13 protein-coding genes are annotated in these 14,678 nt (G+C 45.9%); 2 read left to right on the forward strand and 11 right to left on the reverse strand.

What is annotated here, in order from left to right; translation table 11 throughout:
• Positions 1–19 precede the first annotated feature (19 nt).
• The 3 genes from NST83_RS20850 to NST83_RS20860 all read right to left on the reverse strand — a co-directional run bounded on the left by NST83_RS20850 (position 20) and on the right by NST83_RS20860 (position 1,553).
• Complete coding sequence (locus tag NST83_RS20850; RefSeq protein ID WP_342415526.1) at positions 20–361, reverse strand: general stress protein; 342 nt, start codon at positions 359–361, stop codon at positions 20–22.
• Positions 362–461: 100 nt separating this feature from the next.
• Positions 462–980 carry a hypothetical protein gene (locus NST83_RS20855; RefSeq protein ID WP_342415527.1) on the reverse strand — a complete coding sequence of 173 codons (519 nt, stop codon included), beginning with the start codon at positions 978–980 and terminating at the stop codon, positions 462–464.
• 51 nt (positions 981–1,031) lie between these two features.
• A complete protein-coding gene (locus NST83_RS20860; protein WP_342415528.1) occupies positions 1,032–1,553 on the reverse strand; it encodes a DUF948 domain-containing protein in 522 nt (173 codons plus the stop codon).
• 259 nt (positions 1,554–1,812) lie between these two features.
• Between NST83_RS20860 and NST83_RS20865 the strand changes: the two genes are divergently transcribed.
• Positions 1,813–1,980 carry a DUF1328 family protein gene (locus NST83_RS20865; protein ID WP_137060263.1) on the forward strand — a complete coding sequence of 56 codons (168 nt, stop codon included), beginning with the start codon at positions 1,813–1,815 and terminating at the stop codon, positions 1,978–1,980.
• Positions 1,981–2,119: 139 nt separating this feature from the next.
• Here NST83_RS20865 and NST83_RS20870 read toward each other — a convergent pair whose 3' ends face one another.
• Positions 2,120–3,289: an SH3 domain-containing C40 family peptidase gene (locus tag NST83_RS20870; protein WP_342415529.1), complete on the reverse strand. Its 1,170-nt coding sequence runs from the start codon at positions 3,287–3,289 to the stop codon at positions 2,120–2,122.
• 191 nt (positions 3,290–3,480) lie between these two features.
• Positions 3,481–4,350: a cation diffusion facilitator family transporter gene (locus NST83_RS20875; RefSeq protein WP_044644467.1), complete on the reverse strand. Its 870-nt coding sequence runs from the start codon at positions 4,348–4,350 to the stop codon at positions 3,481–3,483.
• Positions 4,351–4,931: 581 nt separating this feature from the next.
• Between NST83_RS20875 and NST83_RS20880 the strand changes: the two genes are divergently transcribed.
• Positions 4,932–5,117 (forward strand): hypothetical protein, encoded by a 186-nt coding sequence (locus tag NST83_RS20880; protein WP_013311941.1) that lies wholly within the window; start codon positions 4,932–4,934, stop codon positions 5,115–5,117.
• Between the two features lie 174 nt (positions 5,118–5,291).
• Here NST83_RS20880 and NST83_RS20885 read toward each other — a convergent pair whose 3' ends face one another.
• The 6 genes from NST83_RS20885 to NST83_RS20910 all read right to left on the reverse strand — a co-directional run bounded on the left by NST83_RS20885 (position 5,292) and on the right by NST83_RS20910 (position 14,647).
• Positions 5,292–6,920, reverse strand: a complete 1,629-nt coding sequence (locus NST83_RS20885) for an ATP-binding cassette domain-containing protein (RefSeq protein WP_137060266.1) — start codon at positions 6,918–6,920, stop codon at positions 5,292–5,294.
• 258 nt (positions 6,921–7,178) lie between these two features.
• Positions 7,179–7,994, reverse strand: a complete 816-nt coding sequence (locus NST83_RS20890) for an ABC transporter ATP-binding protein (RefSeq protein ID WP_342415530.1) — start codon at positions 7,992–7,994, stop codon at positions 7,179–7,181.
• Positions 7,984–8,967, reverse strand: a complete 984-nt coding sequence (locus NST83_RS20895) for an iron ABC transporter permease (protein ID WP_342415531.1) — start codon at positions 8,965–8,967, stop codon at positions 7,984–7,986. Before NST83_RS20895 ends, NST83_RS20890 begins: the two co-directional genes overlap by 11 nt.
• Before the next feature lie 14 nt (positions 8,968–8,981).
• On the reverse strand, positions 8,982–9,917 hold the full coding sequence (gene isdE, locus NST83_RS20900; protein ID WP_342415532.1) for a heme ABC transporter substrate-binding protein IsdE: 936 nt from the start codon (positions 9,915–9,917) through the stop codon (positions 8,982–8,984).
• Positions 9,918–10,075: 158 nt separating this feature from the next.
• A complete protein-coding gene (locus NST83_RS20905) occupies positions 10,076–14,068 on the reverse strand; it encodes an NEAT domain-containing protein (RefSeq protein ID WP_342415533.1) in 3,993 nt (1,330 codons plus the stop codon).
• A gap of 87 nt (positions 14,069–14,155) precedes the next feature.
• Positions 14,156–14,647 (reverse strand): NEAT domain-containing protein, encoded by a 492-nt coding sequence (locus NST83_RS20910; RefSeq protein ID WP_342415534.1) that lies wholly within the window; start codon positions 14,645–14,647, stop codon positions 14,156–14,158.
• Between the last annotated feature and the right edge of the window lie 31 nt (positions 14,648–14,678).

Here is a 14,678-nt window from a genome sequence, read left to right on the forward strand (position 1 = left end):
TCCTGCTCAACCGACGTTATCAAGCTTTTTTGGCAATGACTAGAACTTTGCCCTGATCCAGTTCTTTTTCGTAAAAATCAGCTTCCGTATCTGTAAATCCCAAGGAAGTAATTTTAGCGCGAAGCTCGTCGCCACGGGAACGGAACAGATTGGCTAATGAGTCAAAAACGCCCTCTTCCTTCATCCCGATTTCCTTGGCATCCACCGTATCTGCAATACGATCCGTCCGGTCCTGATCATGAGCGAGCACGAACACATCCTCATAACGATAGCCCGTGTTGCGCAATTCATTCACCGCTTCGACGGCTTGTACACCGTTCTCTACCACTTTGGCATAAGATTTATGATGGGTCTGATTCATGTTTCTCACGCTCCTTATTAGGATTGACTTCTCTGACTATTACACGCTGTACATTCGTTTGAAACTTCCATGTTATGTCATGCTCTTAAAATTAAAGATATTACCATTCTGCTTCGTCAAAAAACTCGACATATTTGGGCTTATCGGACGCCTCATCCATAAACACTTTGATCGCACGCTGTCCACGAACGTATACCTCGCCATCCTCCGCTGTAAATTGCGAGCCACCCAGCGCTTTATCCAGCGTCTGCCGTTTCAGCGGCAGCCACTCATCATTGACCTTGATCCGTCCAGCAGCGGGATCTACATGCACATAAGAAACCATATCACCTCGCATACCAACCACGACGTCAGGATATTGATATTCCGTAGAAAGCAGCAGCGTATCCTCCTTCACTCGAAGGGGCTTGCCCCGTTTTTTCAATACATCCGCACGCGTATCGTCCAAAGATATGCCGTTTAGCGTATGAAAATCAGCCGGTACGGCATTTTTGGCGGGAATCGTCTGCACAGCCCTTACTACATGCCCCGCCGTATGCGGGGAAACGGCTTGCTGAACCGTATCCTGTCCGGAAAAGGGAGTGAGCAAACCAGCAGCTAGCCATAAAATCTTCATCATAATTCTCACCCTTTCAATGAATTTCCTATAGTTTACGGTTCAGTCGCTATGCTACTGACGCATTTTTTGCCACACCCCGGCAGCGATATCTACATAACCCAACCAGTTTTTGGCCGGCTTTGCCGCAGGCTCCTCGTAGGTCTCATTGTAGCTCTGAACCGTCCGTTCCGTTGAAGTTAACGGCCTGTTCGAAGAAGCTGACTTGATCGCGGTTTCCGTACCTGTCTTTTTATCCACTGTATGATGCGGCTTCTGAAACCGGGTGATTAATGCCGCTGAAGCCTGCTTCGCAGCCAGAGTGACTTCGTTAAGCACCTCGCCCAAGTTTTTTACCGATTCCATCACAGGCTCCACCTGCTTCAATTTATGATCAACATCAGCGGTAATATCATTGGCATGTCGAACCGTTTGCTTTAATTCATAGCTCAGTTCATCTACCGTTTTTTGTACATCCTGGAGAGTCTGAGTTACCTTTTCCAGAGAGCCTTGTGCTGCTTTGAGTGTTTTAATGAGGAAAATAACGAGAATTGCAAATGCGATAGCGATAATAAAAATACTGACCTGTGTTAACATGGCCTAACCTCTCTTTCGTTTTTCACGATGATGTTTATGATTACTGCATAGTTACCCCTTACATTCAGACACGAAACAACGTTACAGCTTGCTTTTCCCCCACTCCTGACGCTATGTTTCAAGGATTCGGGCACGGTTTAAAACAACATATAACGATGGCAGAGCCACGAAAGATTCAATGATTCAGCCGTTATTCGCAGCCACGCTCTATCGGGCGTGAGTATGCCACATTATATACAATTGAAGGAGGATGCAGAACATGCTGAAATGGTCCGCTTTATTTTTAGTTTTTGCCTTGATCGCCGGGATTTTAGGTTTTTTTGGTATCGTTGTATCCATAGCTGCTACAATCGCCAAAATATTGTTTGTGTTATTTCTGGTGTTGTTCGTCATTTCACTCTTTACCGGAAGAAGACGAGCGTCATAGGCGTAATAGAAGAAGTCTGAAACAAGTGTAGTGAAGATACATCATTATATAGCTTTAAAAATAGGATGTTCCCGCCCCAATTACAGGGTTGTGGAACATCCTTTTTTTGATGCGTAATTTTTTAAGGCTAATGATGCTTTTATTGGATTACGCTACCACCGAACAGGAAACGATCCTGCCAAGGCTTGCTGAAATCCGTAACTTTCACACCGCCACCCGCTACAGAAAACGTATGAAGAAGCTTGTTGTCTCCCAGATATACAGCTACGTGTGTAATCGTTTGGGAGGAATTATCCAAGGACGTATACGCCCCTGAAGACGCGTTGTAATTAGTAAAGAAAAGCAGATCGCCACGCTTCAACGTGGTCATGTCTGTGTTTGGCTGACTATTTTGCTTGATCCACTCACCCTGTGAACGTGAATCCGCCGGAAGCTGAATACCTGCAGCCTGACGGAAAATTTGACGGGTAAATGCCGAGCAATCAAAAGTAGCGGTACTGCTACGATCGGAACCATATTCATACGGAGTACCGAGATAAGTCATCCCTGTGTTAATAACCTGTTCAATGGCAGCCACTGCGTCACCAGAAGGCAAGTTTATGGCTTCCGCAGGTGTTGCTACAGCAGGAATCGCGGTGGTGTCAGGAGCAGACGTCACCGGGGCAGCCACTGGCTGCTGTACAAGAACGCCCTCTCCAATACGGATATACTGTGGAGACGAGCTGACATAGCCCACCGTGCCATCAGCACTGGTAATCTTGAACCAATAAGCGTTGCTTGGATCGGTAATCGTCACGATATCTCCGGCATTCATATAGCCCAAAACCTCGGATGAAGTGGATGCCTCCGCCCGTAAACGAACGGACGTTTGAATCGTAGCTTTCGTTTGACCGGCAGAACTATTCACTGAGGCTGGAGCCTCTTTGGCTGAACTGTTAGTTTTAAGCGATTCTTTGGCTTCCGGCTTACGGACGGCAGGCTCGGTGACAGCAGCAGCGACGCTGGTAGCGCCTACTTTTATGTACTTGTCGGAGCTGCTTGTGTATCCAGTTACCCCACCAGACGTCTTGATCTTATACCAATAGCTGTTTGTTTTCTCCAATACCGTTACGGCCTCTCCCTGCTTCATAAAGCTGACTACATCTCCCGTAGTAGAAGGGCCGGATCTAAGCTTTACAGCCGCCTGAATAACCGCCTTCTGTCCCGTAGATGCTGTCGATGCCGCTGCGTCAACCTGACCCGGCGCCATATGAATTGCTGCCAACAGCACGGCTGACGTCATGAGCATTTCCATCACGCGTCTTCTCAATGTTGCACCTCCTGGCTGTTTTTACGAATTTGAAGAGCAAGTCCAATTCCGACGAATGTAGCCGGACATGCTTTCATTATAGTAAAAGCAACAGGAAGAGAGATATAATCCAAACGTCACAAAAGGCAGCGCATACACCTTTTATGCATAGGTCTAAAGTCATTTTTACCACTAATTATTAAATAAATAATCTATAATTTGGGTTCCACATGGACATGAACATGCATCGTATTATGAACCTCTTGCAGGCGTTCCTCAATCCTGTCGCTGATCCGATGTCCTTCAATCAGGCTGAGTTGCGGATTCACCTCTATGACAACATCCACCAAAGCATGATTGCCGTGTACCCGTGCCTTGACATCACGAATCCCCTCTACACCGGGTATATGAGCAATCGTGCTACGTAAGTCTGACAGCTCCTGCTCATCAAAACCATCCGTCAGGCTGTGTGTAGAGTCCTTGAAAATATCCCACGCCGTTTTACAGATTATAAATCCTACCGCTATCGCTGCAACCGTATCCAGCCATGGCAATCCAAACTGTGCCCCGATAATACCAACCGCTGCACCGATGCTGACAAGCGCATCTGACAGGTTATCCTTGGCAGCCGCCAGTAACGCCTTGTTGTTAATTTTCCGCGCCAGTCTGTTGTTGTACATATATACTCCCAGCATAATGACCGCACATATTACCGCTACTCCTGCGGAAGTAACATCAGGCGTCTGCTTGCCCCCTCTGAAAATACTTCCGATCCCGTCAATAAGCACCTGAAGACCGACGACAGCCATAATAAAGGATGCCAGCAATGCCGCTATTGTTTCTGCCCGAAAATGTCCATAGGCGTGGTCGGAGTCCGGCGGTTTTTGAGATATTCGCAGACCGATCAGTACGGCAACGGACACCACAATATCGGTGACATTGTTAAATCCATCAGCCAGCAACGCACTGGAAGCAAATATATATCCGCTAATCAGCTTAAAGGCGGATAGAAAAAGGTAGGCGATAATGCTCACCCATGCCCCACGTTCACCTTTTCGTATTTCATCATACACATTCACCACAACGGGGGACACTCCTTCAAAAATAGAGTTTCCGACAGAACGTTCTCACCCTAATAATCACGGGAAAGCCATAAAGTCAGGATAAGCTTTTATACCATTTCATGCTGCGTCCAGCCCAAAAAACTTTGTAAACCTAAAAAACTTTGCAAACCTAAAAAATAAAAATAGCAGCTTAGCTGCCCTGAAAAATAACCTCCAACCATGCAGCATAGCTGCCCTATGCAATGACCTTCCAATCAAGCAGCTTAGCTACCCTGACAATAACCATTTGCCGTTGGGTAATGGTTATTGTCAGGATAACAGACCATGTTTGTGTGGGTCTAGAGAAACAGTCTTTCCGCTCCGCATCGCTGTAGGAACAACGAAAAAGTATTGCCAAGCCCCATCCCTGTGGGGTTTATAAAACATTTTTTCCTTTATGCAAAAAATAGGCTTCCCCTCTTCCGGTTCGCCCCGTTGTCATGTTATCATTGTTACCCTTGTCCCATCTTTTAAAAACGTATAAAATGGGGACACAGCCGCGTTTTCCTTCAATCCAGCATGATTGACTTGAATTTGGCGGCAACAGGAGGAATTTATTTATGAGCGATGCTAATGAACCACGTAAAGTTAATCTCGCAGATGCCATTCGAGAAAAGCTGGCACAAAAAAAACAGCAGTCCGGCGCTTCACAGCAGGGCGGCTTTCAAGGCGGTTCCGCCAAAACACTGAAAAGCCAAAATACGAAGAAGCCGAACAACCAACGTCGTCGTACAGGCGGATCATAAGCCAACCCATTAGGCTATACCGCACCGGACTCAGGCAGAATTAATTCGCCTGTAGCCCTGACGGTGTAGCCATGGGTAATGGCCCAAACGAAAAAGAGGAGTCTCCCCGCCATCATCAATGGCCTGAAGGAGCTCCTCTTTTTTGTTTATCGATTTACTGAAGGTTAGCTGGTTTTAGACGTTTTCTACTGGATACATACTTTCACGCAATTTCGTGATTTCATCGTTTTCCAAGTATTCATCATAGCTCATCGTACGGTCGATTACACCGTTCGGCGTAATTTCCACGATGCGGTTTGCAATGGTTTGAATGAACTGATGGTCATGCGATGTGAACAATAGGGTACCGTCAAAGTCGATCAGACCATTGTTCAGCGCTGTAATGGATTCCAGATCCAAGTGATTGGTCGGTTCATCCAGCAGCAGCACATTGGCGCCATTCAGCATCATCTTGGCCAGCATACAGCGAACCTTCTCGCCCCCGGACAGCACGCTTGCTTTTTTGAGCGCTTCTTCACCTGAGAAAAGCATACGTCCCAGGAAGCCACGCAGGAACGTTTCGTCCTGATCCTTGGAATATTGGCGCAGCCATTCCACGAGATTCATATCCACACCTTCAAAATAGGTGGAATTGTCTTTCGGGAAATAAGCCTGAGTGGTGGTAATCCCCCAAGAGAATTCACCGCTATCCGCTTCAGTTTCGTTCATCAATACCTGAAAGAGCGTTGATTTAGGCAAGCCGTTCGGGCCGACAAACGCGATTTTATCGCCTTTGTTCACAACCAGACTGAACTCATTCAGCACTTGCTCGCCTTCAATGGATTTGCTGAGACGGTCTACCGTCAACAGCTGTTTGCCCGCTTCGCGTTCGGGCTTGAAGTTCAGGAACGGATATTTACGGTTCGACGGACGAATATCGTCCAGCGTAATTTTATCCAATTGTTTTTTACGTGAAGTAGCCTGTTTGGACTTGGAAGCATTCGCGGAAAAGCGCTGAATAAAGGCTTGCAGTTCCTTGATCTTCTCTTCCTTTTTCTTGTTGGCATCACGAGTCAAGGCAAGCGCAAGCTGGCTGGACTCATACCAGAAGTCGTAGTTGCCGACGTACATCTGGATTTTGCCAAAATCAATATCCGCAATATGTGTACATACCTTGTTCAGGAAGTGACGATCATGGGATACGACGATGACGGTGCCTTCATAGTCCATCAAGAAATTTTCCAGCCATTGAATGGATTCGAGGTCCAAATGGTTGGTAGGCTCATCGAGCAGCAAGTTGTTCGGACGACCAAACAACGCTTGAGCCAGCAAAACACGTACCTTGTCATTACCGCTCAGCTCAGACATGTTCTTGTCATGCAGATCACGCGGAATACCAAGACCGATCAGCAAGGAAGCCGCATCTGGCTCGGCATCCCATCCGTTCAGCTCCGCAAATTCACCTTCAAGCTCGCCGGCACGCAGGCCGTCTGCCTCTGTGAATTCCGATTTAGCGTACAGTGTATCTTTTTCCTTCATGATTTCATACAGACGCGTATGGCCCATAATAACGGTTTCCAGAACCGGAAATTCATCGTATTCGTAATGGTTCTGCTTGAGCACTGCCATCCGTTCGCCCGGTGTCATGTGAACCTCGCCTGAATTGGCTTCGATTTCACCGGAAAGAATTTTCAAAAAGGTAGATTTGCCCGCGCCATTCGCCCCAATCAGGCCGTAGCAGTTCCCAGGAGTAAATTTGATATTTACGTCTTCAAAAAGTGGGCGTTTACCATAACGAAGCGTTACGCCGCTTGTACTGATCATATGAGCATACCATCCTTATCATTAGTAAAGTGCTAATCACAAAATTACCGACGGCAATAGTATAACACACAACGGATCGGATTCGAACCGTGTGTCAACCGAACAACCCTGAAACCTCCGTCAATATTCTGAAAATAAAATAAAAAATGCTTCCGTCCCCACGATTGTCTCCTGACAAAAACGCGGGTCAGAACCATTTTTTCTTGTTTCCAAATTCGATGCCACCAGGAGACAGACGAGCTATTCAGCAGACAATATCTACACTCCCTGTGCTGGTAAACGTATGGAAGAATCTGCGGAAGCTCCCACACCAATCGGAATAAGATACATCCCCGCCTCAGCGTCATGTCTTACGGCTACTTCCACGCCATAGACTGCCTGAATCATATCGGATGTGACGACCTCGGCGGGCGGACCGTTCGTTATAATGCGCCCTTCCTTCATGGCAATCATAACGTCGCTATAACGAATAGCCTGATTGATATCATGCAGCACCATTACGATCGTCAGACCGTGTTCCTGATTTAACTGCCGGATGAGTTCCAAAATTTCAAGCTGGTAGTACATATCCAGATAGGTGGTCGGCTCATCTAAAAATAAAATCGGCGTCCGTTGTGCCAAGGCCATTGCAATCCATACACGTTGCCGTTCTCCCCCCGATAACTGGTCCAGTGTACGTGTTCTGCGTTCCTCCAGATTCGTACAGGCTATCGCCCATTCGACCGCTTGCTCGTCCTCCTCACGTCTCGCTGTGAACATGTTCTTATGAGGAAGCCTTCCAAAGCTGACTAGCTTTTCTACGGTCAGGTCAGAGGGTGCCTCATTCTGCTGATGAACCACCGCCAGTTGACGGGCCAGTTCCTTGGGCTTGTATCGGGCAATCTCTTTACCGTCCAAAATCACCTGACCCAGGCGGGGAGTTGCATTGTTCGACATGACGCTAAGCAGCGTCGATTTACCACAGCCATTGGGACCAATGATGGTTGTAATTCGTCCCGGCTCAATGACAGCATTGATGGCGTGAAGACGATCTGTTTTCCGGTCATATGAAAAGGTAATATCCTTAATGTCCATAGGTGCGATCCGCCTTTCTGATCAGGAATATCAGGAACGGCCCGCCAATGACGGCCATAATAATGGAAGCCGGAATTTCATTGGGAGCAAGCACCGTCCGGCCCAGCGTATCCGCGAGCAGTAGCAACAAACCGCCGCACAATGCGGAAAACGGAATCAGCCATTTGTGATCCGAACCAACCAAGTAGCGGGCACAATGCGGAACGAGCAGGCCAATAAATGCAATAACTCCAGCAATGGCTGTAGCCGTTGCTGCAAGCAGCACAGCAATAACAGAAATTAAAAGACGCGCACGCGTCACATTGAATCCCAGGTTTTTAGCTGTTTTATCTTGCAGCGACAAAAAATTGCACCAGGAAAACACGAGCATGGCTAAAATCAGCCCAATCCCGCCATAGGTCACAATAACCTCGACATCGACCCATTTTTTCATGGACAAGGTTGAGGTTGTAACCTGATTAATGCTGGTGACTGCGTAACTGCCCCGATAGTTAAACGATTGCCCGAGACCCGAAAAAATCGCATTCACAGCGACCCCGATCAAGATCAAACGGATCGGATGCAGGCCGGATTTCCATGAAAATCCGTAAACCATGAGACAGGCCAGCGCTCCACCGATAAAAGAAAAGAAGGGCATCCAGAAATAGAGTGCCGGAAAGATCGTAACCGCAATCAGCGAAACCAAAGCTGCCCCCGAAGAAATACCGATAACCCCGGCATCAGCCAGCGGGTTTTTCATCACGGCTTGCAGTAAAACACCCGCCACCGCAAGCGTGGCTCCCGCCATCACGGCTACGATAATTCTCGGTAGTCTCAGATCCTTGACCACATTCACCTGATCATCCGTCCCTGTCCACAATCCGGTCACCAATTGACTCAAATTCACCTTGAGACTGCCTGTCATCGCTGAATAGAGAATGACGCTGATGAGCAAGGCGATTACAACGATAAAGCTCCAACCTTTTTTCGACATGTCTTCAGCTTCCTCTAATTCGTAGGATACAACATTTTTACTAGCTCATCCAGCGCCGAGTTTACCGCCAAATTTCCTGTTGTTCCAAACAGCGGCTCCGGCAAATCATAGACGTGTCCGTTTTTCACAGCGTTAAAATGTTTCCAAATATCGTTAGTTTTGAACTCTTCGTCGAACATTTTGACCACTTCATCCGGCATCCCGTGTGCAGCACGCAAAATAATATCCGGATTGGACTGTTGCAAAGCTTCTGTATTGTGGGCAATAAATTCAACCTTCTCACCCTGGACTACGTTCGTCCCGCCTGCAATTTTAACCAGATCCCCAATGTAGGAATGCTCGGTAGCCACCAGATAGCTTCCCGGTACTCCCAGCAAGATCAATACTTTAGGGGATTTCTTCCCTTTGATCTTTTGTTGAATCTCGGCTACTTTAGCGTCCAAAGCTCCATTAATCTCCTTTGCCTTTTCGGCTTTGCCGAACGTATCTCCCAGCTTTTGAATTTCTTTTTGCATGTTGGCTAGACTTTCAAAATTCAAAAATTCGGCATTGATCTTCAAATCTTTAAATTTAGGCTCCAGATCATATTTTAGTGTCGTAACCGACAGTACGTCTGTCGGCTTCAACGACATCACCTTTTCCATATCAGGACTCATCGGATTGCCCACATCAGGGACATCCTTATAACGATCAGGCAGCACTTTCGTGCTTGTCGGCTTGCCTGCCAAATCCAGACCCAGCGCATCCGTAATTTCCGTAATGGCTACCGTTGTAGCAACAATACGTGATTGTGCTTTATCGCCGGACGTTGCCACTGATTTCGCACCTTCATGATCGTTCTGTTCGGCCGTCGCCCCTCCCGAGCATCCGGCGAGCAACAAAACCACCAGACCCATCAGCATATAAAAGCAGAACGATTTCCCTTGTACCAAAGCTGTATATCGTTTCATGAAAGCTAAATCACCTCAATTCAAAATATAGAAGCAGCCTGAGCCTCAACTTTTCGGGTAATGAAATGCTGACAAGTCTTGATGCCAGGGCACCAAGACTTGCTTGCATACAAGCTATTCTGTTATTGGAGCAGGTTTGATGCTACTGCGACCTGATATTATTTTGCTTTCAGACTCGCTTCATCAAACTGGAATTGAACTGTATACCAGTGATCATATGGCACGCCGCCAAGAACTAAACCAGGTACAATGACGTGTGTGTAGGCACTGATTTTCTGAGACAAGTCCCCTGCTTCAAATTGAACGACACGCGTATCGCCAGATGTCGAGATGACCTCTACATCTTTCAGGCTACCATTCTGCTCCACTTGTAGAACAGGCATCCAGGAGCTATTTTTCAAAGTAACTTGAATATAACGCTTGTCTCCCTTTTCAATCAATGTAGCAGGCTTGTCGAGGTACCCATCCATGACGGAAGCTTCGCTTGTTTTATCTTTAAAAACGTTGTAATTGATCGTGTATTGCTTCTCGGAAGTGACTGTTTGAGCTGTTTGCTCCACTACAGGTTCCGTTTCAGCCACAGGTGTTGGCGCTTCTGCTGTCTGCTCAGTAGCTGGTGCGGTTGTAGCTGCATTGACTCCCTCACCTTTAAGCGATGCACGGTCAAATTGAATTTGTCCGCCGAACTTCTCATTCACAATAAATTTCTCAGGCAAGTATACCTGTGTGTACACGCTCAGCTTTTGATCCAGATCAGGCACTTCAAAAGCGATGGTGCGCGTGTCACCTTTCGTGTCGGAACCAACAACGGTCGGATTGGCATAACGGCCTTCAAAGTCCGTTTGGAACAACTTCAAAGCCTGATTGTCCGTCACGGTGAGATGAGCCTGCACCTTACCATTCTTCACAATCAGCTTCGCCAGACTCTGTACAAAAGGAGCCACAAGAGAGTCCTTGTCCGTTCCATTCGCCAGCACACGGAAGTTCGCTGTGTACTCTCCATCGGCTAAATTATTTTTCCCTTGTTCTACTTTGTCTGTCTTTTTATCTTTGTAATATGTTACATCGCTAGTATCGAATTTGAATTCAAAATCATATACCTTCTCCACTCGATCCTCAGCCTTGAAGACCATCGGAGCAGCACTCGCTACCTTCGGAGCTTCGTAAACAACCAATTGGCCTTCTACGTTGTTCTTAAAGTCGCTTACGCTAAAACGAACGTTCCTTGTATTACTTGCTGCATCTTCCTGGGTCACTTCTGCGTCTTTGTAGCCTCCGCTTGCCGTATCCCAAATGCGCAATGCCTTCACTTCGTTACTGTTTTGCAGCTTCAGACCTACAAACCGTTTGTCGCCTTCCACGACCAATTGCGCTGGTTCATTGGCAATAAAGCGTTGAGCCGGAGAATTCTCTCCTGTTGTTCCATCCGCTAAAACAATACTGAATTTCAAAACATATTTACCATTAACGAGCTTGTCAAAATCCAATTTCACAATTGGATCTGCGGCTCCAGTAGAGGACGGTTCGACATAGCTGCGAATGGTAGCAGGCTCGAATTGATACTGCACATCATATACGTGGTCATAAGGGATGCCACCCAGTTCCAGACCCGGTACAATGACATGCGTATTTACTGTAACTTTATCCGATAAATCTGCGACTTCAAATTGGACGGTTCTTGTATCTGCCGAGGTCGATTGATCAATAACCTGAGCCTCTGCACCGTTTACCTTGAACGTTTTAATCCAGCTGCTCTTGTCCATTTTGATCTGGATCAAATTTTTGCCGGATTGCTTCAACAGAGTGGCTGGCTTTTGCATATAGCCATCCATTACAGATATTTCATTGCTTCCATTTTTGAGTACGGAGAAATCAATGCTATATTTGCCGTTCTCAGTCCCAGGAGTTGTACCGCCATCCGTTCCTTTCACTGCAATGCTGCTACGATCAAATTGAAGACGAATCTTATGGTCCATCTCATAAACGGTTCCGTTATAGCTGGTACTTACATGAACTTGCGCATTCAGAATAGCGTCCAAGTCTGCCACTTTGAACTTTACAACACGAGTGTCCGCTTTCTTGTCCACATTTACGACATCTGAATCCGTCAACGTTCCGTTTTGTTCCGTTTTAAACTCCGTCACCGTGGCGCTGTCTTTGATCGTAAAGGAAGCTTCATACTTACCCTTTGATACCGTCAGCGTTGCTGGAGACAACAAATATTGCGCCATTGATGATTTTTGATCTTTCGTTGCATGCAATGCATCGAAGTTGATGGAGTATGTGCCGTCCGCCAAAGTCGATGGTGTACCTGGATTTGTTGGTGTCGAATCTTTAAGTGCTACACTATTTCTATCAAATTTGAGACGGATCGTATGGTCCATTTCATAAGGGGTTCCGTTGTAGCTGGTACTAACATGAACCTGCGCATTTAAAATGGCATCCACATCAGCCAATGGGAACTTCACCATGCGAGTATCGGATGCTTTATCCTCACTCACAATGTCCACGTCCGTTAATGTTCCGTTTTGTTCGGTTTTGAACTTTGTAATCGTTGCGCTATCCTTGATCTGGAAGGACACTTCATACTTACCTTTCGTCGCTGTCAGTGTTGCTGGCGACACCAAGTACCGTGCCATCGAAGAGACTTGATCCTTGGTTGCGTGCAGCGCATCAAAGTTAATGGAATACGTACCATCTACCAAAGTCGAAGGTGTACCCGGATCAGGGGTAACATTGCCGTTAAATTGAATTTGAACATTGTACCAATGATCGTATGGTACTCCGCCCAATTCCAAACCAGGTACGATAACGTGAGTATAAGCATTTACTTTGTTAGACAGACTTCTTATTTCAAACTCCACTATGCGTTGGTCACCCTCAGTGGATACCGTAGCCGCTTCTTCATATTTTCCATTCTGCTCTGTTTGGAAGGAAGGAATCCAACTGCTGTTTTTAATCGTCAGTTGAACATACCATTTGTTTCCTTTTTGGACCACTTTAGCTGGCTTTAGAGTATAGCCGTCCATAACGGACATATCTTGCGACTTATCCTTTAAAACAGAGAAGTCAATACTTCCCAATTGCAGAGAAGAACCCGGATCAGGGGTAACACTGCCGTTAAACTGGATTTGAACATTGTACCAATGATCGTATGGTACTCCGCCCAATTCCAACCCAGGCACGATAATGTGGGCATAAGCATTTACTTTGTTAGACAGATTGCCTACTTCAAACTCGATTGTACGTTGGTCACCCTCAGTGGATACCGTAGTCGTTTCTTCATATTTTCCATTCTGTTCTGTTTGGAAAGATGGAATCCAACTGCTGTTTTTAATCGTCAGTTGAACATACCATTTGTTCGCTTTTTGAACCAGTTTAGCTGGTTTTACAACATAGCCGTCCATAACGGAAACATTTTGCGATTTATCTGTCAAAATCGTGAAGTCGAGGCTTCCTGGTTGTAAAGGAACTTCGGGTTCTGGCGATGTTACAGGCGGAGTCGTCTCCTCTGCAACCTTTATTGTAGATGGATCAAATTCAATCGAGTTTTCTCTTTTTATATTTTTGAAATTAAAATCCACATCAATTTTCTGAGTTAAATCATACACGTCAAATGTTACAGATCTTTGATTATACTTGTCTCCTGTTTGGATCAAATCTGAAACATGAGCAGAAATACCTTCTCCATTTTGTTTCAATTCAAAATCTGTTAATAATGGTTCTGTTGGATTATCAATATTCAAAGAAACATGATACGTAGCTTGTCCGACTGACGCATTATACTCTACTTTAAAAGTAGCTGGTTTCACAAAATAGAGAGCTTGTGGTGAATTGTTGCCTGTTTTTCTGTTCTTCACTGCATATTCAATTGAATATTTATTGGAGTCCTGAACGACGCTGGGGCTCTGTACCTCTGCAACTGAAACCACACCTACCGATGGTGCCGTTTCGTTCTCTGTCAGGGTTGTTTCCGCCATACTTGGTTCTGTCGAATATACATCCTCACTCACAGAAGTAGCAGACGCACCAGATTCAGTTGATGTGACAGTATCTTCGGCAGATACAACTGGTGCAGACGGGAACACAACCGAAAGCAGCATGGCAAAGGTCGCTAACATTATTAAGTATTTTCTAAATTGCCTCTTCAAGTGTATTAATCCCCCTACTTAAAATATACTCATTTGAAGCTCTCCCGAGCTTCAAATGAGTATTCAAATCAATACAATGTCTCTGTACTAATTAATCGTATCCTCATCAAAACCAAATTGAACGATGTAATCGTGATCGTATGGCACACCGCCAGTATATTCTTTCGGCACGCTTACGTGAAGTTTAGCGTTCAATAGCGCGGACAAATCGCTCACCGGAAACTCAACCACTCTAGTATCACCGGATGTGCTGACTACAGTTGCATTCACATATTGACCATTTTGTTGTGTTTTGAATTCAGTGACCCAAGCGCTTTTGGTAATCGTCACTCTAACCTTGTACTGACCATTAGCAGCAATCAAGGTAGCTGGCTTCGCCACATAACCGCCTGTATCCATGTAGGAAGGTGAAGTTGTACCATCTTTGTACACTGTGTAATCAATGGTATACGTACCATTAGGCAAAGCAGCATTCGCTTTATTTGCAGAAAACGGAGCTAGTACAACAAATACCAAAGCAGCCATCAATACAGTAAGCATTACTTTTTTCAAATTCATACGGTTCATGATCATGTTCATGTTCTCAGTCTCCTTTTACGTTTTATTGTGG

The sequence above is a fragment of the Paenibacillus sp. FSL R10-2782 genome (genome assembly GCF_038592985.1).
GTDB classification, from domain to species: Bacteria; Bacillota; Bacilli; order Paenibacillales; family Paenibacillaceae; genus Paenibacillus; species Paenibacillus terrae_C.

Excerpts from the sequence above, each read along its gene's own strand:
- NST83_RS20850 (WP_342415526.1), bottom strand. The coding sequence starts at position 361 with ATGAATCAGACCCATCATAAATCTTATGCCAAAGTGGTAGAGAACGGT.
- NST83_RS20855 (WP_342415527.1), bottom strand. The coding sequence starts at position 980 with ATGATGAAGATTTTATGGCTAGCTGCTGGTTTGCTCACTCCCTTTTCC.
- NST83_RS20860 (WP_342415528.1), bottom strand. The coding sequence starts at position 1,553 with ATGTTAACACAGGTCAGTATTTTTATTATCGCTATCGCATTTGCAATT.
- NST83_RS20865 (WP_137060263.1), top strand. The coding sequence starts at position 1,813 with ATGCTGAAATGGTCCGCTTTATTTTTAGTTTTTGCCTTGATCGCCGGG.
- NST83_RS20880 (WP_013311941.1), top strand. The coding sequence starts at position 4,932 with ATGAGCGATGCTAATGAACCACGTAAAGTTAATCTCGCAGATGCCATT.
- NST83_RS20885 (WP_137060266.1), bottom strand. The coding sequence starts at position 6,920 with ATGATCAGTACAAGCGGCGTAACGCTTCGTTATGGTAAACGCCCACTT.
- NST83_RS20890 (WP_342415530.1), bottom strand. The coding sequence starts at position 7,994 with ATGGACATTAAGGATATTACCTTTTCATATGACCGGAAAACAGATCGT.
- NST83_RS20895 (WP_342415531.1), bottom strand. The coding sequence starts at position 8,967 with ATGTCGAAAAAAGGTTGGAGCTTTATCGTTGTAATCGCCTTGCTCATC.
- isdE (WP_342415532.1), bottom strand. The coding sequence starts at position 9,917 with ATGAAACGATATACAGCTTTGGTACAAGGGAAATCGTTCTGCTTTTAT.
- NST83_RS20910 (WP_342415534.1), bottom strand. The coding sequence starts at position 14,647 with ATGAACATGATCATGAACCGTATGAATTTGAAAAAAGTAATGCTTACT.